Origin of the sequence: Pseudomonas sp. RC10-4-2 (genome assembly GCF_050433085.1) — a bacterium.
Taxonomy (GTDB): domain Bacteria; phylum Pseudomonadota; class Gammaproteobacteria; order Pseudomonadales; family Pseudomonadaceae; genus Pseudomonas; species Pseudomonas aeruginosa.
The window spans coordinates 376,831-397,507 of sequence record NZ_JBNPXX010000006.1 but is presented as its reverse complement, the minus strand read 5'-3'; the positions used below and the strand labels follow the sequence as shown (position 1 = coordinate 397,507).

The 20,677-nt window shown below is 65.9% G+C and carries 18 protein-coding genes; 11 read left to right on the top strand and 7 right to left on the bottom strand.

Annotated features, from left to right (window positions below; all coding sequences use genetic code 11):
- The first annotated feature begins 7 nt into the window (after window positions 1–7).
- The 4 genes from FHW81_RS25655 (at window position 8) to bifA (ending at window position 4,185) form a co-directional block, all read left to right on the top strand.
- Entirely contained in the window at window positions 8–409 is a 402-nt protein-coding gene (locus tag FHW81_RS25655; RefSeq protein ID WP_003103830.1) for an ACT domain-containing protein, read from the top strand.
- Window position 410: 1 nt separating this feature from the next.
- On the top strand, window positions 411–1,013 hold the full coding sequence (locus tag FHW81_RS25650) for a LysE/ArgO family amino acid transporter (RefSeq protein WP_003094003.1): 603 nt from the start codon (window positions 411–413) through the stop codon (window positions 1,011–1,013).
- Between the two features lie 346 nt (window positions 1,014–1,359).
- Window positions 1,360–1,941: a superoxide dismutase [Fe] gene (gene sodB, locus FHW81_RS25645; RefSeq protein ID WP_003094005.1), complete on the top strand. Its 582-nt coding sequence runs from the start codon at window positions 1,360–1,362 to the stop codon at window positions 1,939–1,941.
- Between the two features lie 180 nt (window positions 1,942–2,121).
- The gene (gene bifA / locus FHW81_RS25640; RefSeq protein ID WP_003094007.1) at window positions 2,122–4,185 is read left to right on the top strand and encodes a cyclic-di-GMP phosphodiesterase BifA; all 2,064 of its coding nucleotides are present in this window, start codon (window positions 2,122–2,124) and stop codon (window positions 4,183–4,185) included.
- Here the strand turns inward: bifA and FHW81_RS25635 are convergent, their stop codons facing one another.
- Both FHW81_RS25635 and FHW81_RS25630 read right to left on the bottom strand, forming a co-directional pair.
- On the bottom strand, window positions 4,186–5,088 hold the full coding sequence (locus tag FHW81_RS25635; RefSeq protein ID WP_003112766.1) for a GIDE domain-containing protein: 903 nt from the start codon (window positions 5,086–5,088) through the stop codon (window positions 4,186–4,188).
- A 1-nt stretch (window position 5,089) separates the two neighbouring features.
- Complete coding sequence (locus FHW81_RS25630; RefSeq protein WP_003094011.1) at window positions 5,090–5,662, bottom strand: LemA family protein; 573 nt, start codon at window positions 5,660–5,662, stop codon at window positions 5,090–5,092.
- Between the two features lie 193 nt (window positions 5,663–5,855).
- Between FHW81_RS25630 and FHW81_RS25625 the strand changes: the two genes are divergently transcribed.
- The 7 genes from FHW81_RS25625 (at window position 5,856) to pncB (ending at window position 16,701) form a co-directional block, all read left to right on the top strand.
- Window positions 5,856–7,196, top strand: coding sequence for an imelysin family protein (locus tag FHW81_RS25625; protein ID WP_003112765.1), 1,341 nt, complete (start codon window positions 5,856–5,858; stop codon window positions 7,194–7,196).
- Window positions 7,197–7,359: 163 nt separating this feature from the next.
- A complete protein-coding gene (locus tag FHW81_RS25620; RefSeq protein ID WP_052156725.1) occupies window positions 7,360–8,781 on the top strand; it encodes a di-heme oxidoredictase family protein in 1,422 nt (473 codons plus the stop codon).
- 9 nt (window positions 8,782–8,790) lie between these two features.
- On the top strand, window positions 8,791–9,855 hold the full coding sequence (locus tag FHW81_RS25615; protein WP_003102644.1) for an imelysin family protein: 1,065 nt from the start codon (window positions 8,791–8,793) through the stop codon (window positions 9,853–9,855).
- A 10-nt stretch (window positions 9,856–9,865) separates the two neighbouring features.
- Entirely contained in the window at window positions 9,866–10,960 is a 1,095-nt protein-coding gene (locus tag FHW81_RS25610; protein WP_003102648.1) for a DUF1513 domain-containing protein, read from the top strand.
- Window positions 10,961–11,129: 169 nt separating this feature from the next.
- Window positions 11,130–12,260, top strand: coding sequence for a multidrug efflux RND transporter periplasmic adaptor subunit MexV (mexV, locus tag FHW81_RS25605; protein ID WP_003102651.1), 1,131 nt, complete (start codon window positions 11,130–11,132; stop codon window positions 12,258–12,260).
- Window positions 12,261–12,310: 50 nt separating this feature from the next.
- Window positions 12,311–15,367, top strand: coding sequence for a multidrug efflux RND transporter permease subunit MexW (mexW, locus tag FHW81_RS25600; RefSeq protein ID WP_003141256.1), 3,057 nt, complete (start codon window positions 12,311–12,313; stop codon window positions 15,365–15,367).
- A 137-nt stretch (window positions 15,368–15,504) separates the two neighbouring features.
- On the top strand, window positions 15,505–16,701 hold the full coding sequence (pncB, locus tag FHW81_RS25595; protein WP_003102657.1) for a nicotinate phosphoribosyltransferase: 1,197 nt from the start codon (window positions 15,505–15,507) through the stop codon (window positions 16,699–16,701).
- A 124-nt stretch (window positions 16,702–16,825) separates the two neighbouring features.
- On the opposite strand, the gene FHW81_RS25590 is transcribed toward pncB, so the two are convergent.
- From FHW81_RS25590 to FHW81_RS25570, 5 genes are all read right to left on the bottom strand, one after another.
- Complete coding sequence (locus FHW81_RS25590) at window positions 16,826–17,068, bottom strand: hypothetical protein (protein WP_003102660.1); 243 nt, start codon at window positions 17,066–17,068, stop codon at window positions 16,826–16,828.
- The gene (locus FHW81_RS25585; protein ID WP_003120889.1) at window positions 17,065–17,769 is read right to left on the bottom strand and encodes a lipopolysaccharide kinase InaA family protein; all 705 of its coding nucleotides are present in this window, start codon (window positions 17,767–17,769) and stop codon (window positions 17,065–17,067) included. Before FHW81_RS25585 ends, FHW81_RS25590 begins: the two co-directional genes overlap by 4 nt.
- A gap of 2 nt (window positions 17,770–17,771) precedes the next feature.
- Window positions 17,772–18,455 (bottom strand): class I SAM-dependent methyltransferase, encoded by a 684-nt coding sequence (locus FHW81_RS25580; protein WP_003094031.1) that lies wholly within the window; start codon window positions 18,453–18,455, stop codon window positions 17,772–17,774.
- Window positions 18,456–18,534: 79 nt separating this feature from the next.
- Complete coding sequence (locus FHW81_RS25575) at window positions 18,535–19,815, bottom strand: sensor histidine kinase (protein WP_003094037.1); 1,281 nt, start codon at window positions 19,813–19,815, stop codon at window positions 18,535–18,537.
- On the bottom strand, window positions 19,805–20,488 hold the full coding sequence (locus FHW81_RS25570) for a response regulator transcription factor (RefSeq protein WP_003094039.1): 684 nt from the start codon (window positions 20,486–20,488) through the stop codon (window positions 19,805–19,807). The genes FHW81_RS25575 and FHW81_RS25570 overlap by 11 nt, the downstream gene beginning before the upstream one ends.
- Window positions 20,489–20,677: the final 189 nt, after the last annotated feature.

The window sequence follows — 20,677 nt, the reverse complement described above, 5'->3', positions numbered from 1 at the left end:
ACCGACCATGGCTGGCGAAACCTCGCTGCGCACCCTGCTGCGCACGCTCACTCCCGAACTCAATCCCGGCGACTATGTGTTCTGTACCTGCGCCGCTGGCGCGCTGCCGAACGGCGCCGAGCCGCTCGCCAGCTTCCGCGAGCGCGAGGGCCTGACCCTGGTGCTCGAACGCCGGCAGGCCGAACGCCTGGGCCTGCCCTACGAATACGTGGCGGCCTGGATCACCCTGACGGTGCACTCCTCGCTGGCGGCGGTGGGCCTGACCGCCGCCTTCGCCACGGCGCTGGCCGAAGCCGGGATCAGTTGCAACGTGATGGCCGGCTATTTCCACGACCACCTGTTCGTCGCCCGCGACGAGGGCCGGCGCGCCCTCGCCGTGCTCCAGCGGCTGGCGGCGGAGGCACACTGACATGTGGCAGAGCTATCTCAACGGCATCCTGGTGGCTGCCGGCCTGATCATCGCCATCGGCGCGCAGAATGCCTTCGTTCTCGCGCAGAGCCTGCGCCGCGAGCATCACCTCTCGGTGGCCGCGCTCTGCGTATTCTGCGACGCGGTGCTGGTCAGCCTCGGCGTGTTCGGCCTGGCCAAGCTGCTGCTGGAAAACCCGACGCTGCTGGCCATCGCCCGCTGGGGCGGGATCGCCTTCCTGACCTGGTACGGGCTCAAGGCGCTGCTTCGCGCGTTGCGCCCGGACGCTCTCGGCAACGCAGCGGAAACCGGGCCACGCTCGCGCAAGGCGGTGCTTCTGGCGGCACTGGCGGTCACCCTGCTCAACCCCCACGTCTATCTCGATACCGTACTTCTGATCGGTTCGCTCGGCGCCCAGCAGGCCGCGCCGGGCGCCTATGCCCTCGGCGCGGCCAGCGCCTCGCTGATGTGGTTCTTCGCCCTCGCCCTCGGCGCGGCGTGGCTGGCCCCCTGGCTGGCGCGCCCGGCCACCTGGCGCCTGCTCGACCTGATGGTGGCGGCCATGATGCTGGGCATGGCCGCGCAACTGCTGTTCCGGGGATAACGCGGTTTCTGTCTTCCCGAGCGAACCCTCGCGCCACCAGGCAGTCCAGAGAGAATGTGGCGGTGTTCGCCGGCGAGCTTGCAGAAGCCCGTCGCAGCGCGCCGCCGCCGGCCTTTGCCCCTACAGTTGCTGCGTGGATATGCCCCGACACGGGTGCTATGATCCGGAGTTCGCGGCACTGGGAGCCTAGGCTCCGAGTCGCACCCGGCGCCCTTTCCGGAGCGCTCCGCCGAACGTCCCCCCGGGGATCCAGGACGGGCTCCCGGACAGGCATCGGACCGGCCCCGTGAACCGGTCGCGCGCTAGCCGCGCCAGTCCTGACCTGAGGAAGAATAGGAGAGACACCATGGCTTTCGAATTGCCGCCGCTGCCTTACGAAAAGAACGCCCTTGAGCCGCACATTTCCGCAGAAACCCTGGAATACCACCACGACAAGCACCACAACACCTACGTGGTGAACCTGAACAACCTGATCCCGGGTACCGAGTTCGAAGGCAAGAGCCTCGAAGAGATCGTCAAGAGCTCCTCCGGCGGCATCTTCAACAACGCCGCCCAGGTGTGGAACCACACCTTCTACTGGAACTGCCTGAGCCCGAACGGCGGTGGCCAGCCCACCGGCGCCCTGGCCGACGCCATCAACGCCGCCTTCGGCTCCTTCGACAAGTTCAAGGAAGAGTTCACCAAGACTTCCGTCGGCACCTTCGGTTCCGGCTGGGGCTGGCTGGTGAAGAAGGCCGACGGCTCCCTGGCCCTGGCCAGCACCATCGGTGCCGGCAACCCGCTGACCAGCGGCGACACCCCGCTGCTGACCTGCGACGTCTGGGAACACGCCTACTACATCGACTACCGCAACCTGCGTCCGAAGTACGTCGAGGCGTTCTGGAACCTGGTCAACTGGGACTTCGTAGCGAAGAATTTCGCTGCCTGAGTCTGATCAGAACCACGAAAAAGCCCGGCATTCGCCGGGCTTTTTCGTTTTAATCTGCGGTCCAGGAGCCATCGTCTACCCTCAGGAACTGGTAGACCTTCGCTCGTGATAGCCTCTTGAGGTAAACAAGCTCTTCCTACCGGCTTGTCTTTCGCCCTGGCGACGAACAAGGAAGGCCCCTTGAAACTGGACTCCCGACACAGCCTCTCGCTCAAGCTGCTGCGTGTCGTGCTACTGGCGGCGCTAGCCGTTGGCGTAGTGCTCAGTTGCGCGCAGATCGTCTTCGACGCCTACAAGGCCAAGCAGGCGGTGAGCAGCGACGCCCAACGCATCCTCGCGATGGTCCGCGACCCTTCCACCCAGGCGGTCTACAGCCTCGACCGGGAAATGGCGATGCAGGTCCTCGAAGGCCTGTTCCAGCACGAGGCGGTGCGCCAGGCGAGCATCGGCCATCCCGGCGAGCCAATGCTGGCGGAGAAATCCAGGCCGCTGCTGGACCTGCCGACGCGCTGGCTGACCGACCCGATCCTCGGCCAGGAACGCACCTTCAGCATTCGACTGATCGGCCGCCCGCCCTATAGCGAATACTACGGCGACCTGAAGATCACCCTGGACACCGCGCCCTACGGCGAGAACTTCGTCACCACTTCGGAAATCATCTTCATCTCCGGCATTCTCCGCGCCCTGGCCATGGGCCTGGTGCTGTTCCTGGTCTACCACTGGATGCTGACCAAGCCGCTGTCGAAGATCATCGAGCACCTGGTCAGCATCAATCCCGACCGCCCCAGCCAGCACCAGTTGCCGCTGCTCAAGGGGCACGAACGCAACGAGCTGGGGCTCTGGGTGACCACCGCCAACCAGTTGCTCGCCTCGATCGAAAGCAACAGCCACCTGCGCCGCGAGGCCGAGGACAACCTGCTGCGCATTTCCCAGTACGACTTCCTCACCGGCCTGCCGAACCGCCAGTTGCTGCAGCAGCAACTCGACCAGATCCTCGACGGCGCCGGCCGCCAGCAGCGCCGGGTGGCAGTGCTGTGCCTGGGCCTCGACGATTTCAAGGGGATCAACGAGCAGTACACCTACCAGCTCGGCGACCAGCTGCTGATCGCCCTCGCCGACCGCCTGCGCGGGCACAGCGCGCGGCTCGGTTCGCTGGCGCGCCTGGGCGGCGACCAGTTCGCCCTGGTCCAGGCCGACATCGAGCAACCCTACGAGGCGGCCGAACTGGCGCAGAGCATCCTCGACGGCCTGGAAGCGCCGTTCGAGATCGACCAGCACGAGGTGCGCCTGCGCGCCACCATCGGTATCACCCTGTTCCCCGAGGACGGCGAGACCACGGAGAAACTGCTGCAGAAGGCCGAGCAGACCATGACCCTGGCCAAGACCCGCTCGCGCAACCGCTACCAGTTCTACATCGCCAGCGTGGACAGCGAGATGCGTCGCCGCCGGGAACTGGAAAAGGACCTGCGCGACGCCCTGCAGCGCCACGAGCTGCATCTCGTCTACCAGCCGCAGGTGGACTACCGCGACCACCGCGTGGTCGGCGTCGAGGCGCTGCTGCGCTGGCAACATCCGTTGCACGGCTTCGTCCCGCCGGACCTGTTCATCCCGCTGGCGGAACAGAACGGCAGCATCTTCAGCATCGGCGAGTGGGTGCTCGACCAGGCCTGCCGGCAGTTGCGCGAATGGCACGACCAGGGCTTCGACGACCTGCGCATGGCGGTCAATCTTTCCACCGTGCAGCTCCACCACAACGCCCTGCCACGGGTGGTCAGCAACCTGCTGCAGGTCTACCGCCTGCCGGCGCGCAGCCTGGAGCTGGAAGTCACCGAGACCGGCCTGATGGAGGACATCTCCACTGCCGCCCAGCACCTCCTCAGCCTGCGCCGCGCCGGCGCGCTGATCGCCATCGACGATTTCGGCACCGGCTATTCCTCGCTGAGCTACCTGAAGAGCCTGCCGCTGGACAAGATCAAGATCGACAAGAGTTTCGTCCAGGACCTGCTGCAGGACGAGGACGACGCGACCATCGTTCGCGCCATCATCCAGCTCGGCAAGAGCCTGGGCATGCAGGTGATCGCCGAGGGCGTGGAAACCGCCGAGCAGGAGGCGTACATCATCGCCGAAGGTTGCAACGAAGGTCAGGGCTACCTGTACAGCAAGCCGCTGCCGGCCAGGGAACTGACCCAGTACCTCAAGCAGGCGCGACGCCTGAGCCAGGCCACCAGCAGCGAACGGCCCTGATCAGAACAGGCGGCTGAACAGCCAGCCCGCCAATAGCGCGCTGCCCAGGCAGAGCAACGCGGCCCCCGCCGCCTGGCGGCGCAGTTGCACGGCGAGATCGTCCTCGCCCTGGCTGGAGAGAATGAAGGGATGCGCCTCCCCCGGCTTGCCGAGCCGGTGGCGGGTCGGCGCGGCGCTGCTTGCCCGATGCCGATCCTCGGCCTCCAGCCGTGCCGCCAGGCGCACCCGGTTCCATTCGCGCTCGTCCAGCTCGCCGTTGCCGTCGCTGTCGAAGCGCGCCAGCAGCCCGTGGAAATCGCCCTTCCATTCACGGATCACCGCACCCTGCGCCCGTTCGGCATCGAGTCCCTGGCGACCGCCACCGCTGCTGCGGAATTCGCCCAGCGCATAGAGCGGCTCGCCGGCATGCAGGCGCTCCTCGGTGTAGCGGTAGAGCCGCTCTCCGCCGACCAGGGTGCCGAAGCTCTCCAGCAGTCGCAGGGTATCGATCGGTGCTTCGCGAAAAGCCTCCCAGCGCTGCTGGGTCAAGGGTCGCACCTCGGCGCCGCGTGGGTCGACCAGGCAGGCATCGGTGGCATCGCGCAAGCTGAATGGCGACTCGCTGGCACCTTTGTCGACGGTGCGCCAGGCCTTCTCGCGGCCGCTGCGCTTTTCCTCGACTTCGATGCGGTAGCGCCACCACAGGCACGGCTTGCCGGTCAAGGGAGCCTGCAGCGGGCCTTCCGGGCCCTCCTCGAGCACCCCGTAGAGTTCGACGAAACCCTGCGCCGCCGAACGGATCCGCGAGGTCGGTACGTCGCCGAGCAGGCGCGCCCGGGCAAGGCGGTGCACGAACTGCCAGCCGGCCCAGGCGCAGAGCCCCAGGCTGGCGGCGATGAACAGCCAGCGCAGGTCGAAGTCCATCTCAGCCGAACAGGGCCTTGAGATCGACGTCGGCCTTCTCCGCCTCGCTGAACTGCAACAGCTCGGCGGCCTTGAAGCCAGCGACACGGGCGATCAGCAGGTCGGGAAATTGCTCGATGCGCACGTTGTTCAGGTTCACCGCCTCGTTGTACAGCTCGCGGCGATCGGCGATCCCGTTCTCCAGGCCGCTGATGCGCTGGGAAAGGAACTGGAAACTTTCGTTGGCCTTGAGCTGCGGGTAGTTCTCGGCCAGCGCGAAGAGCTGCCCCAGGCCGGCGCGCAGGCCGCTCTCGGCCTTGCCCAGGGCATTCACGTCGGCGCGCTCGCGGGCGCTGGCGACGGCGTTGCGGGCGGCGATGACCCGCTCCAGGGTGGCGCGCTCGTGCTGCATGTATTGCTTGCAGGCCTCGACCAGCTTCGGCAGCTCGTCATGGCGCTGCTTGAGGAGCACGTCGATATTGGCCCAGGCCTTGCCCACGGCGTGCTTCAGCCGTACCAGGCCGTTGTAGAGCACCACCGCGTAGCCGGCGAGCAGCAGCAGGACAACCCAGAAAGCGATAGCGGTCAGACTCATGGACGGAGCTCCGGACGAAGATACTGGCATTCTAGCTGCGCCCGACATGTCCAGGCACGACGGCGATCACGCTGCGCCCTTTTCAAAAATGCAAATCTTTCGCATTATGTGGCGGTTTTTTAACGCCCTCGCGGGTGTTTCCGACAAGCGCACGCCGCTTCGGCACGCCACCAATAAAGCAAAGGAATCCGCCATGACTCGTATGCCCCTGGCCACCGCCAGTCTGCTGGCCCTCGCCATCTCCCTCGCCGGCTGCGGCGACGACAAGAAAGCCGAAGCGCCCGCAACACCGGCGGCCAGCACGCAGCCCGCCGCGCCCGCCGCCGCCCCGGCCGCCAAGGTCGACGAGGCCGCCGCCAAGGCGGTGATCAAGAATTACGCGGACCTCGCCGAAGCCACCTTCGCCGATGCCCTGAGCACCGCCAAGGACCTGCAGAAAGCCATCGACGCGTTCCTCGCCAAGCCTGACGCGGAGACCCTGAAAGCCGCCAAGGAAGCCTGGTTCGCCGCTCGTACCCCTTACTCCCAGAGCGAAGCCTTCCGCTTCGGCAACGCGATCATCGACGACTGGGAAGGACAGGTTAACGCCTGGCCGCTGGACGAAGGCCTGATCGACTATGTCGCCAAGGACTACCAGCACGCCCTGGGCAACCCCGGCGCCACCGCCAACATCGTCGCCAACACCGAGATCCAGGTCGGCGAAGACAAGATCGACGTCAAGGAAATCACCGGTGAGAAACTGGCCAGCCTGAACGAGCTGGGCGGTTCCGAAGCCAACGTCGCCACCGGCTACCACGCCATCGAGTTCCTCCTCTGGGGCCAAGACCTGAACGGCACCGGTCCCGGCGCCGGCAACCGTCCCGCCACCGACTATGCCCAGGGCAAGGACTGCACCGGCGGCCATTGCGACCGTCGTGCCGCCTACCTGAAGGCCGTCACCGACCTGCTGGTCAGCGACCTCGAATACATGGCCGGACAGTGGAAAGCCGGCGTCGCCGACAACTACCGCGCCAAGCTGGAGGCCGAACCGGTGGATACCGGCCTGCGCAAGATGTTCTTCGGCATGGGCAGCCTGTCCCTCGGCGAACTGGCCGGCGAGCGCATGAAGGTCGCGCTGGAGGCCAACTCCACCGAAGACGAGCACGACTGCTTCAGCGACGACACCCACCACACCCTGTTCTTCAACGGCAAGAGCATCCGCAACATCTACCTCGGCGAGTACAAGCGCATCGACGGCAGCGTGGTCAAGGGCCCGAGCCTGGCCGACCTGGTCGCCAAGGCCGACGCCGCCGCCAACGACACCCTGAAGGCCGACCTGGCCGACACCGAGGCCAAGCTGCAGGCCATCGTCGACAGCGCCGAGAAGGATGGCGTGCACTTCGACCAGATGATCGCTCCGGACAACAAGGACGGCCAGCAGAAGATCCGCGACGCCATCGCCGCCCTGGTCAAGCAGACCGGCGCCATCGAGCAGGCCGCTGGCAAGCTGGGTATCCAGGACCTGAAGCCGGACAACGCCGACCACGAGTTCTGATTCCTTCCTGTGCCAACAGCGTGCGGCCCATGGCCGCACGCTGCGTTTCAGGGCCTCGAAAGCGGTCTTCGCGGGCCTTTACAAACGCAAATCCCTCTTATTTTGATTAGCCCCAACTGGTAAGCTTGCGGGCTGTTTCCACGCAGTCCCGGGATGTTCGCCGATGTCGTTGCCGTCACCTTCCATGCCGCTTGCCTGTCTCCTGACGGCGCTCCTTCTGGGCGGATGCGGCGCCGACGACGAACCGCTGCGCGCCGAGCCCGGCGAACACCTGTCCGGGGGCGCGACCACGGTGCTGCAAAGCGACCGCAACGCCTTCTCCCTGCCCTCCGCCAACCTCGCCCCGAGCCGGCGCCTGGACTTCAGCGTGGGCAACAGTTTCTTCCGCAACCCCTGGGTCATCGCCCCTTCCTCCACCACCGCGCGCGACGGTCTGGGACCGCTGTTCAATACCAACGCCTGCCAGAACTGCCATGTGAAGGACGGCCGCGGCCACCCGCCGGGAGCGGACGCGGTCAGCGCGGTGTCGATGCTGGTACGCCTGTCGATCCCGGCCGGCCCTGCGGACGGCAAGACCCTGTTGCACCAGGGGGTGATTCCCGAGCCGACCTACGGCGGCCAGTTGCAGGACGTCGGCATTCCCGGCGTCGCCCCGGAAGGCAAGGTGCGGGTGGACTACGAGCCGCTGAAGGTGAGGTTCGAGGACGGCACCGAGGTCGAACTGCGCAAGCCGATCCTGCGTATCAGCCAGCTCGGCTATGGGCCGATGCATCCGCAGACGATGTTTTCCGCCCGCGTCGCCCCGCCGATGATCGGGCTCGGCCTGCTCGAGGCGATTCCCGAAGAGGCGATCCTGGCCAATGCCGATCCGGACGACCGAAACGGCGACGGTATCCGCGGGCGCGCCAACCAGGTCTGGGATGCCGCGCGGCAGCGCACCGCGCTCGGCCGCTTCGGCTGGAAGGCCGGCCAGCCGAATATCCCGCAGCAGAACGCGCACGCCTTCGCCAACGACATGGGCCTGACCAGCAGCCTGCTGCCCCACGACGACTGCAGCGCCGCCCAGGTCGAGTGCCGCCGGGCGCCCGACGGCGGCGAGCCGGAAGTCAGCAACAACATCTTCGCCCAGGTGCTGTTCTACAGCCGCAACCTGGCGGTCCCGGCGCGGCGCAAGGTGGACGACCCGCAGGTGCTGGCCGGCAAGCGCCTGTTCGCCCAGGCCAACTGCGTGGCCTGCCACGTTCCCGCCTTCACTACCGGTTCCGACGCCAGCGAGCCGGAGCTGGCCAACCAGCGGATTCGTCCCTATTCCGACCTGTTGCTGCATGACATGGGCGACGGCTTGGCGGACAATCGCCCGGAATTTCTCGCCAGCGGGCGGGACTGGCGAACCCCGCCGCTATGGGGCATCGGCCTGACCGAAACGGTCAACGGCCACACCCAGTTCCTCCACGACGGGCGCGCCCGCAATCTGCTGGAGGCGATCCTCTGGCACGGCGGCGAAGCCGAAGCGGCCAAGCGGCACGTGCTCGGCTTCGACGCCGACCAGCGCAGCGCCCTGCTGGCCTTCCTGAATTCACTCTGAGGAGCCCACATGTTCCGCCCACGACTGCTCTTGACCAGCCTCGCCATCGCCCTCGGCGCCTGCTCGCCGCAAGACCCGCAGGCCGTCACCAGTGCCGCCCTGGCGCAACAGGTGATCCTGCCGACCTACAGCCGCTGGGTGGAGGCCGACCAGGCCCTGGCCAGCAGCGCCCTGGCCTACTGCCAGGGCAAGGAAGACCTGGCCAAGGCCCGCGACGCGTTCCACGCCGCGCAGAAGGCCTGGGCCGAGCTGCAACCGCTGCTGATCGGCCCGCTGGCCGAGGGCAACCGCGCCTGGCAGGTGCAGTTCTGGCCGGACAAGAAGGACCTGGTCGGGCGCCAGGTCGAACAGTTGCTGAAGAACAACCCGCAGGTCGACGCCGCGGCCCTGGCCAAGGCCAGCGTGGTGGTGCAGGGGCTCTCCGCCTACGAATACATCCTCTTCGACAGCAAGATCGACCTCGCCGACGCCGCCACCAAGGCCCGCTATTGCCCGTTGCTGGAAGCCATCGGCACCCACCAGCAGCAACTGGCCCAGGACATCCTGGCGCGCTGGAAGAACGACGGCGGCATGCTCACCCAGATGAGCAAGTTCCCCAACGACCGCTACGCCGACGCCCACGAGGCGATCGCCGAGCTGCTGCGGGTCCAGGTCACCGCCCTGGACATGCTGAAGAAGAAACTCGGTACTCCGCTGGGCCGGCAGAGCAAGGGCATTCCCCAGCCCTACCAGGCCGAGGCCTGGCGCAGCAACGCCTCGCTGGCCAGCCTGGACGCCAGCCTGAGCGGCGCCCAGGCGCTCTGGGAAGGTATCGACGGCAAGGGCCTGAAGACCCTGCTGCCGGCCGAACAGAAGGACCTGGCCGGCAAGATCGACGCCGCCTACGCCGACAGCCACGCGAAGCTGGCGGCGCTGGAACAGAAACCGCTCTCCGAACTGCTCGCCAGCGAAGACGGGCGCAACCAGCTCAACGCCCTCTATGACAGCCTGAACGTGGTCCACCGCCTGCACGAAGGCGATCTGGCCCGCGCCCTCGGCGTGCAACTGGGCTTCAACGCCAACGATGGCGACTGAGGTCGGCACCATGCTGCGACGTCATGTGATCGGCCTGGGCAGCCTGCTGCTCGGCGCCTTGTCCTTCGGCGGCTGGAGCTTCAGCCGCCTGGGTAGCCAACCGCTGGTGCTATCGGCGCGCGACGACGCCGATGGCCAGCATTACGCGGTGGGCTACCGCCTGGACGGCAAGTGCCAGTTCGCCACCCGCGTGGCCCAGCGCTGCCACGACATCGTCCAGCACCCGAGCCTGCCGCTGGCGCTGTTCGTCGCCCGCCGGCCAGGCACCGAAAGCTACCTGATCGACCTGAACGACGGTCGCCTGCTGCAGACCCTGGTCTCGCAGAAAGACCGCCACTTCTACGGCCACGGCGTGTTCCACCAGAGCGGCGAGTGGCTCTACGCCACCGAGAACGACACTACCGATCCCGGTCGCGGCGTGCTCGGCGTCTACCGTTTCGACGGCGAGCGACTGCAGCACAGCGGCGAGATCTCCACCCACGGCCTCGGGCCGCACCAGGTTTCCTGGATGCCCGACGGCGAGACCCTGGTAGTGGCCAATGGCGGCATTCGCACCGAGGCGGAAAGCCGGGTCGAGATGAACCTCGACGCCATGGAGCCCAGCCTGGTGCTGATGCGCCGCGACGGCAACCTGCTGTCCAAGGAAACCCTGGCGCAGCAGATGAACAGCGTCCGCCACCTGGCGATCGGTCGCGACGGCACCATCGTCGCCGGCCAGCAGTTCATGGGCGATGCCCACGAACATGCCGACCTGCTGGCGATCAAGCGCCCCGGCCGTCCCTTCGAAGCCTTCCCGGTGGCCGAGGAGCAGCGCCTGGCGATGGCCCAGTACACCGCCAGCGTGGCGATCCACGACGACCTGCGCCTGGTGGCCCTGACCGCCCCGCGCGGCAACCGTTTCTTCATCTGGGACCTGGACAGCGGTGCCGTACGCCTCGACGCGCCGTTGCCGGACTGCGCCGGCGTGGGCGCGGTGAAGAACGGCTTCGTCGTCACGTCCGGACAGGGCCGTTGCCGCTTCTACGACTGCCAGGGCGAGCGCATCGCCGCGCAACCGCTGGAGCTGCCTTCCGGCCTCTGGGACAACCACCTGCACCTGGCCTGAGAGCACGGCATCAACCTCTCGCCATACCGGTCCGCGAAAGTCGGAAGCGACCTGCAACACGCTTGAAATCTTTCGCCAATCCTGTGCTTTGACAAGCCCTGAAAGCTGCACGTAATGTGTCGGATTCGCCCCGAAACGGGGCGCTCTCGGCATACCAGGGACCAGGATTATGTTGCTCCGCCGCATGTTGATCATGCTCGCCGCAGTGATCGCCGTGGTGGCGATTCTCGCCGGCTACAAGGTCTACTCCATCCGTCAGCAGATCGCCCTTTTCAGCGCACCGAAACCGCCGATCAGCGTGACCGCCAGCCTGGCCGAAAAGCGTCCCTGGCAGAGCCGCCTGCCAGCCATCGGCAGCCTCAAGGCATTCCAGGGCGTGACCCTCACCGCCGAAGTCTCCGGCACGGTACGCGACGTACTGTTCCTTTCCGGCGACCAGGTGAAGCTGGACCAACCGCTGATCCAGTTGGAAAGCGACGTCGAGGAAGCCACCCTGCGCACTGCCGAGGCCGATCTCGGCCTGGCCAGGGCCGAGTACCAGCGCGGCCGCGAACTGATCGGCAGCAAGGCCATCTCGAAAAGCGAATTCGATCGTCTCGCCGCGCAGTGGGCCAAGACCAGCGCCACCGTCGCCGAGCTGAAGGCGGCGCTGGCGAAGAAGCGCGTGCTCGCGCCCTTCGCCGGGACCATCGGCATCCGCCAGGTGGACGTCGGCGACTACGTCTCGCCCGGGACGCCGATCGCCACCTTGCAGGACCTTTCCACCCTGCTCCTGGATTTCCACCTGCCCGAGCAGGACTTCCCCCTGCTCAGCCGCGGCCAGCTGGTGAAGGTCCGGGTCGCCGCCTACCCCGGCCAGGTGTTCGACGCCGAGATCGCCGCCATCAACCCCAAGGTCGACAACGAGACCCGCAACCTGCAGGTCCGCGCTGCCCTGGAGAACCCGGACGGCAAGCTGCTGCCGGGCATGTTCGCCAACCTCGAGGTGATGTTGCCTGGCGAGGAACAACGCGTCGTGGTGCCGGAGACGGCGATCACCTTCACCCTCTACGGCGACTCGATCTACGTCGTCGGGCAGAAGAAGGACGAGCAGGGCCAGGTGTCGAAGGATGACAAGGGCCAGCCGCAACGGGTCGTCGAGCGCCGCTTCGTCAGGATCGGCGAACGCCGCGAAGGCCTGGCGGTGGTGCTCGAAGGCCTGGAGGGCGGCGAGCAGGTAGTGACTTCCGGGCAACTGAAGCTCGACAACGGCGCCGCGGTGGCCATCGTCGCCGAGCGGGACCTCCAGCAAGAGCACTGAGTCGCGCGCCTTCCCACTCCGTGGCGGAAGGCTTGCCAAGGGACTGAAACATGGCTTTTACCGATCCGTTCATCCGTCGTCCGGTCCTGGCGAGCGTGGTCAGCCTGCTGATCGTCCTGCTCGGCATGCAGGCCTTCAGCAAGCTGGTGATCCGCGAGTATCCGCAAATGGAGAACGCGCTGATCACGGTGACCACGCTCTACGCCGGCGCCAACGCGGAAACCATCCAGGGCTACATCACCCAGCCGCTGCAGCAGAGCCTGGCCAGCGCCGAAGGCATCGACTACATGACCTCGGTGAGCCGGCAGAACTATTCGACCATCTCCATCTACGCGCGGATCGGCGCCAATACCGATCGCCTGGTCACCGAGCTGCTGGCCAAGTCCAACGAAGTGAAGAGCCAGCTGCCGCCGGACGCCGAGGACCCGGTGCTGCAGAAGGAGGCCGCGGACGCCTCGGCGCTGATGTACATCAGCTTCTACAGCGAGCAGATGAACAACCCGCAGATCACCGACTACCTGTCGCGGGTGATCCAGCCCAAGCTGGCGACCCTGCCCGGTATCGCCGAGGCGGAGATCCTCGGCAACCAGGTGTTCGCCATGCGCCTGTGGCTGGACCCGGTGAAGATGGCCGCGTTCGGCGTCACCGCCGGCGAGATCAACCAGGCGGTGCAGCAGTACAACTTCCTCGCCGCCGCCGGCGAGGTGAAGGGCCAGTTGGTGGTCACCAGCGTCAATGCTTCCACCGACCTCAAGTCGCCCCAGGCCTTCGCCGCCATCCCGGTGAAGACCGACGGCGACCGCCGGGTGCTGATGGGTGATGTCGCACGGGTCGAACTGGGCGCCGCCAGCTACGACGCGATCAGTTCGTTCAATGGGATTCCCTCGGTCTACATCGGCATCAAGGGCACGCCCAGCGCCAACCCGCTGGACGTGATCAAGGAAGTGCGGGCGAAGATGCCCGAACTGGAAGAGCAATTGCCGCCCAACCTCAAGGTGTCCATCGCCTACGACGCCACGCGCTTCATTCAGGCCTCCATCGATGAAGTGGTGAAGACCCTCGGCGAGGCGGTGCTGATCGTCATCGTGGTGGTGTTCCTGTTCCTCGGCGCGTTCCGTTCGGTACTGATCCCGGTGGTGACCATTCCGCTGTCGATGATCGGCGTATTGTTCTTCATGCAGGCCATGGGCTACTCGATCAACCTGCTGACCCTGCTGGCGATGGTCCTGGCCATCGGCCTGGTGGTGGACGACGCGATCGTGGTGGTGGAAAACATCCACCGCCACATCGAGGAGGGCAAGCCGCCCTTCGAGGCTGCCCTGGAGGGCGCGCGGGAGATCGCCGTACCGGTGGTCAGCATGACCATCACCCTCGCCGCGGTCTACGCGCCGATCGGCTTCCTCACCGGCCTCACCGGCGCCCTGTTCAAGGAGTTCGCCTTCACCCTGGCCGGCGCGGTGATCATTTCCGGGATCGTCGCCCTGACCCTGTCGCCGATGATGTGCTCGCGCCTGTTGCGCCACGAGGAGAATCCCTCGGGCCTGGCGCATCGCCTCGACCTGATCTTCGAGGGCCTGAAGCGACGCTACCAGCGCGCCCTCCACGGCACCCTGGACACCCGTCCGGTGGTCCTGGTGTTCGCCGTGCTGGTACTGGCGCTGATCCCGGTACTGCTGATGTTCACCAAGAAGGAGCTGGCGCCGGAAGAGGACCAGGGCATCGTGTTCCTCATGACCAACTCGCCGCAGACCGCCAACCTCGACTACCTGAATCGCTACACCGCCGAGTTCGAAGGCATCTTCCGCAGCTTCCCGGAGTATTACTCGGCGTTCCAGATCAACGGCTACAACGGCGTCCAGGCCGGCATCGGCGGCATGCTGCTCAAGCCCTGGGACGAACGCGAAAAGAGCCAGATGGAATTGCTCCATGCGGTGCAGGCGAAGCTCAACGAGATTCCCGGCGTGCAAATCTTCGCCTTCAACCTGCCGTCGCTACCGGGCACCGGCGAGGGTCTGCCATTCCAGTTCGTGCTCAACACCGCCAACGACTACGAGTCGCTGCTGCAAGTGGCGCAACGGGTGAAGCAGCGCGCCAGCGAGTCCGGCAAGTTCGCCTTCCTCGATCTCGACCTGGCGTTCGACAAACCCGAGCTGGTGGTCGACATCGACCGCGAGAAGGCCGCGCAGATGGGCGTCTCCATGCAGGACCTGGGGGTGGCGCTGGCCAGCCTGCTCGGCGAGGGCGAGATCAACCGCTTCACCATCGACGGGCGCAGCTACAAGGTCATCGCCCAGGTCGAACGCCCCTATCGCGACAATCCCGGCTGGCTCGGCAGCTACTACGTGAAGAGCCGCAACGGCCAACTGGTCGCCCTCTCGACCCTGATCGAGACCCACGAACGGGCACGGCCACGGCAACTGAACCAGTTCCAGCAGCTCAACTCGGCGATCATCTCCGGCTTCCCCATCGTCAGCATGGGCGAGGCCATCGAGACGGTTCAGCAGATCGCCCGCGAGGAAGCCCCGCGTGGCTTCGCCGTCGACTACGCCGGCGCTTCCCGGCAATACGTGCAGGAAGGCAGCGCATTGCTGGTCACCTTCGGACTGGCCCTGGCGATCATCTTCCTGGTCCTCGCCGCACAGTTCGAAAGCTTCCGCGATCCGCTGGTGATCATGGTCACCGTGCCGCTGTCGATCTGCGGTGCGCTGATACCGCTGTTCCTCGGCGTGTCGAGCCTGAACATCTATACCCAGGTCGGCCTGGTGACACTGATCGGCCTGATCAGCAAACACGGCATCCTGATCGTCGAGTTCGCCAACCAGTTGCGCCACGAACAGGGGCTGGGGCGTCGCGAGGCCATCGAGCAGGCCGCCGCGATCCGCCTGCGGCCAGTACTGATGACCACCGCGGCTATGGTGCTCGGGGTGATCCCGCTGATCCTCGCCACCGGCGCCGGGGCGGTCAGTCGCTTCGACATCGGCATCGTGATCGCGACCGGCATGTCGGTGGGCACCCTCTTCACCCTGTTCGTCCTGCCGTGCATCTACACCCTGGTGGCCAGGCCGGATGCCCCGCCAGGCGTGACGCAAGCGGCAAACGCACACTGATCGGAAACGGCGGACAGCGACAACAGCGCTGTCCGCCGGCGCTGTCGCCCCATCCCACAGCCCTCCGGGCGCGATCCTATGTCCGCCGGCAGCCGCCTCCAGTAGACTGCCCGCTGAAACGCAGTGGTGAGACGAGCATGGCCGAGAGCGCTTTTTCCGAACGTATCGTGCAGAACCTGCTGGATACCGACTTCTACAAGCTGACCATGATGCAGGCGGTGCTGCACAACTATCCCAACGCCGAGGTGGAGTGGGAGTTCCGCTGCCGCAACCAGGAAGACCTGCGCCTGTACCTGCCGGCTATCCGCGAACAACTGGAATACCTGGCGGGCCTGGCGATCAGCGACGAGCAACTGGCCTTCCTCGAACGGATTCCCTTCCTCGCGCCGGACTTCATCCGCTTCCTCGGGTTGTTCCGCTTCAACCCGCGCTACGTGCAGACCGGCATCGAGAACGACGAATTCTTCCTGCGCCTGAAAGGTCCCTGGCTGCACGTGATCCTCTTCGAAGTGCCGCTGCTGGCGATGATCAGCGAGGTGCGCAACCGCGCCCGCTACCCGGCCGCCACCGTCGAGCAGGCGCGCGAACGCCTGCAGGAAAAGTTCGATTGGCTGCGCCGGGAGGCCAGCGCCGAGGAACTGGCCGGCTTCAAGATGGCCGACTTCGGTACCCGCCGCCGCTTCTCCTATCGGGTCCACGAGGCGGTGGTGAGCGGTCTGAAGGAGGACTTTCCGGGCTGCTTCGTCGGCACCAGCAACGTCCACCTGGCACGCAAGCTCGACCTCAAGCCCCTCGGCACCATGGCCCACGAATGGCTGATGGCCCACCAGCAGCTCGGTCCGCGCCTGATCGACAGCCAGAGTGCCGCGTTGGACTGCTGGGTCCGCGAATACCGTGGGCTGCTCGGCATCGCGCTGACCGACTGCATCACCACCGATGCCTTCCTGCGCGACTTCGACCTCTATTTCGCCAAGCTCTTCGACGGCCTCCGCCACGACTCGGGCGACCCATTGCTGTGGGCGGAAAAGACCATCGCCCACTACCTCAAGCTGGGCATCGACCCGCTGACCAAGACCCTGGTGTTCTCCGACGGCCTCGACCTGCCGCGGGCCCTGAAGATCTATCGCGCGCTGCAGGGCCGGATCAACGTCAGCTTCGGCATAGGCACGCATTTCACCTGCGACCTGCCGGGCGTCGAGCCGATGAACATCGTGGTGAAGATGAGCGCCTGCAACGGCCATCCGGTGGCGAAGATCTCCGATACGCCCGGCAAGGCGCAATGCCGGGACCCTGACTTCATCCACTACCTCAAGCACGTGTTCCAGGTCGCCTAGGGCAAGCCTGGCGCGCCGCGGCAAGGTGGCGCATGAGGCCTGGTCCTTATTCGGCCCATGCCTCCGACGATCTCATCGCCCATGAAAAAGCCCCGCCAAGGCGGGGCTTTTTCGACAAGGAGACTCAGCGCGACAGGCTGGCTCCCCCCTGGGAAAGACCGAACATCAGCAGCAGGATGTCCTTGTTCGGCTGGACCTCCTGGCGCGTCGGCCGCTCGGCCTTGAGCGCCGAAGGCGTCGGGCAGTACTCATGACCGCCGCTCATCTGCACCACGTTCGGCGCGGGTTCGTGCCAGGCGGCAGCCGCGGCTGTAGCCACGGCGAGAGCGCCGACCAGCAACAAACCTCGAGTGATTTCTAATTTCATGTCTGCAACCCTTTGATGGCGCTGCCAAACGCCGTCTGGTAACCATAGATGAAGGCTTGCCACTGCGCGCCAGTCCACGACGAACGGCGCTTCAACTGCTTCAGGTCGTGCTGGGACGCCTTGTTCACCGTAAGGCGGCGGCGGCTCTTCTCCAAGTCGATCAGCGCTACTTCGATGGCCTCACCCTCGACGCGGACGAAGATGTGCTTCGGATAGAGACAACCGTGCTGCCAGTGGGCGAGATTCATCCGGGCAATGGTAGCGCCGATTTGTTGCAGAATTCTTTGGTGCTTCGCTTCGCCCCAGCGGTCCTGGTCACCGCGCGCATAGCACTCGTCGAGGCTGGAGAAACCCTCCAGGGCTTCGGTCACCAGCAGCGCCTGCCATTGCCCGTCGACCTTGCGGCAGCCGGAATAGATCAGGCGCGGCACGCGTATACCGAGCGACTCGAAGGCCCGTAGCGCATCGCGCTCGCGCATGGCGGTGGGATAGCCGAAAGGGCGCTGCCAGTCGCGGTAGACGTGGCCGGTCTGCTGCTTGCGATAGAGCAGCCGTCCATCGCCGGTGTACACCCGCTGCACGCCGCTGGCCCCGCCGCGGCGCTCGTTGGGCTCCTCGACCCAGCTGCCGGGTACCTGCAACCACTGGTCGATGGCGGAGTCGCCGGAGATACGTTGCAGGGATGCCAGATCGGGAGCCATCGTTATTCCTTTCGCAAGATATAGACCCGCCACATGTGATACAGCGGGATGAAATCGAGATGCTTCTGGACGACGAAGCCGGCGTCGCGGAACTCGCGCTCGACCGTTTCGGCTGGTAACACGAAGCGGTTCTGGTAGCCGGTCTGTTCCCCGTTCGCTACCCGCCGTGCCTCCATGCGCCTACGCTTCCAGGCCTTGAAATTGCCATCGACCCAGAGGGAAAGAATCACGCTGTCCCGCGTGACCCGGTGAAACTCGCGGAGCAGGACGCGTCGATCATCCGCCTCGCCGATGTGGTGGAGCAGCCGCATGCAGAAGATATTGTCCACCGAGCTGTCCGGCAGGTCGATGGCGAAAGCGGAAGTCTGCAAGGGCCGTACCCGTTTCACTACACCGTCCGGCTGGCCGGCGCAGGCGACCGCCAGCATGTCCGCGGAATTGTCGGCGCCGATGATCACCCGGTTGTCCTTTTCCGCCAGCAGCGGCCAGAAGCGTCCGGCGCCGCAGGGCAGGTCGAGCACCAGGTTGGGCTGCCCCGCGAGCTTCAGCGCGTGCCGGGCGAGTTGGACGTCGCGCCGGTGGGAAAGTTTCCGGGCGAGGCCGTCCTGATGCTTCTTCAGGTAGGCCTCAGCATGCTCGCGATCATACTTGTGAGAAAAGTCGAGGTCGACAGGCGGATTGTTCATGACGGGAACTCCAGGATTCATGAGACGAACGGTATGAATCCAGCCGTCAAGCTCGGGTCAAGGGGTGGTGAATTTTTCGTCAAGCAACATCGAGTAAAACTTCGAACCGGCAGCCGTGCGGCTCCACCGCGCTGAGGGTTACGCTCCAGCCCTCGGCCGCGCAGATCCGCTTCACCAGCGAGAGCCCGAGGCCAAGGCCTTCGCCGCGCCCGGAGCTGGAACTGCCGCGAACGAAGGGCATGAAAATGCGTTCGCGTTGTTCTTCCGGGACGCCCGCCCCGGTGTCCTCGACGCTGAAACCATGCTCGTCGAGGGTCAGCGTGATGCTCCCGGCATCGGTGTAGTGGGTCGCGTTGCGCAACAGGTTGCCCATCACCGCGCGCAGCAGCGGCGCGTTGAACTGGCCGGCGCAGGCGCCTTCGTTGCGGTAGTGCAGGGTCAGTCCTCGCGCCTCGACCTGTTCGCGCCAGACCTGGACCAGGTCGTCGGCGATGCTCTCCAGGCTACCGTGGGGCGCCAGGCTTTCCTCGCCCTTCTGCGCACGCGCCAGCAACAGGAAGGTTTGCACCAGGTCGCGCATCTCCTCGGTGGCCTTGGTCATCCGCTCCAGTTGGCCACGGGCGCGCGGGCCGAGGCTGGGTTCTTCGGCCAGCAGTTCGCATGAGGTGGCGATGACCATCAACGGCGTACGCAACTCATGACTGACGTCGCTGGTGAACAATTGCTCGCGCTTGAGCGCGTCGCGCAGGCGGCCAAGGGTCTCGTCGAAGGAAGCGGCCAGCTCGCCGACCTCGTCGTTGGCGTAGTCCGGCGCCAACGGCGGCGCCAGACCGAGCAACTGTTCGCGATGCCGCACCTGGCGCGCCAGGCGCACCACCGGCTCCATCACCTTGCGCGCGAGCATCCAGCCAAGCAGGCCGGCCAGGGCGATGCTCAGCACGTAGCCGGTCAGCACCGAGGCGTAGAGCACCTGCTCGCGCGCTTCGAAATCGCTCTGGTCCTGCAGCAGGACGAAGCGGCGACCATCGATGTCGCGCACCAGCGCATGGAACGACAAGTCGCCCTCGAACACTTCGTGGAAACCGACATCCAGTTGGTCCAGCGCCGGCGGCATGGCGTAGGAGCCCTGGCCGTCGCTGATGAAGAAGCGCATGCCGGGATCGAGCACCGGGTTGCGTCCCTGGGCCAGGTCGTCGCGCAGGATGCGCTCCAGTTCCCCGCCCAGGTCGCGGGAAATCAGGCGCTCCTCGATGATGTGGACCACGCCGACGATGCCGGCGGAGAACAGTCCCCCCACGGCGACCGTCATCAGCATGAAGGCGATGACGATCCGGCGGGCGAGGCTCTGCTTATACTCCATTCGGCTCCTCCGCCAGGCGGTAGCCGACGCCATGCACCGTATGCAGCAAGGCCACGGAGAATGGCTTGTCAATCACCTGACGGAGTTGATGGACGTGGCTGCGCAGGCTGTCACTGTCCGGGCAGTCGTCGCCCCAGACCGCTTCTTCCAGGGCATCCCGGCGCACCACATGGGGGCTCTTCTGCATCAGCACGGCGAGCAGCTTTAGGCCGATCGGATTGAGCTTGAGCGACTTGCCCGCGCGCTTGACCTCCAGGGTATCCAGGTCATAGCTGAGATCGGCCACGCTCAGCTCGCGGCGGCCGCCACCCTGGGCGCGACGCAGCACCGCCTCGATGCGTGCGGAAAGTTCGGAAAGGGCGAAGGGCTTGACCAGGTAATCGTCGGCTCCGGAACGAAACCCCTGCAGGCGATCGTCCAACTGGTCGCGGGCGGTGAGCATGATCACCGGGGTGTCGCGCCGTGCGTCTTCGCGCAGGCGCCGGCACAGGGCATAGCCGTCGATTCCCGGCAGCATCACGTCGAGCACGATCAGGTCGTAGTGCTCGGTGGCCGCCAGGTGCAGGCCGGACAGCCCGTCCTGCGCGCAATCCACAGTATAGCCCTTGAGCGACAGGTAATCGGCCAGGTTGGCCAGGATGTCGCGGTTGTCTTCGACCACCAGTATTCGCATGTCCCACTCCTTCGCAGGAAGACCGATCGAGCGCCTCTCGCGCATTTACGGATTCTTCACCGGCGATTCACACCGGCTCTACGCTCGCCACCAGAGACTGCATGGCGTCTTCCATGGCCGCCGATCATAGCGGCTTTGCGGATGCGCACGAACCCCGGCGGTGGATTTAACCAGCGTCGAAGTCAAGAG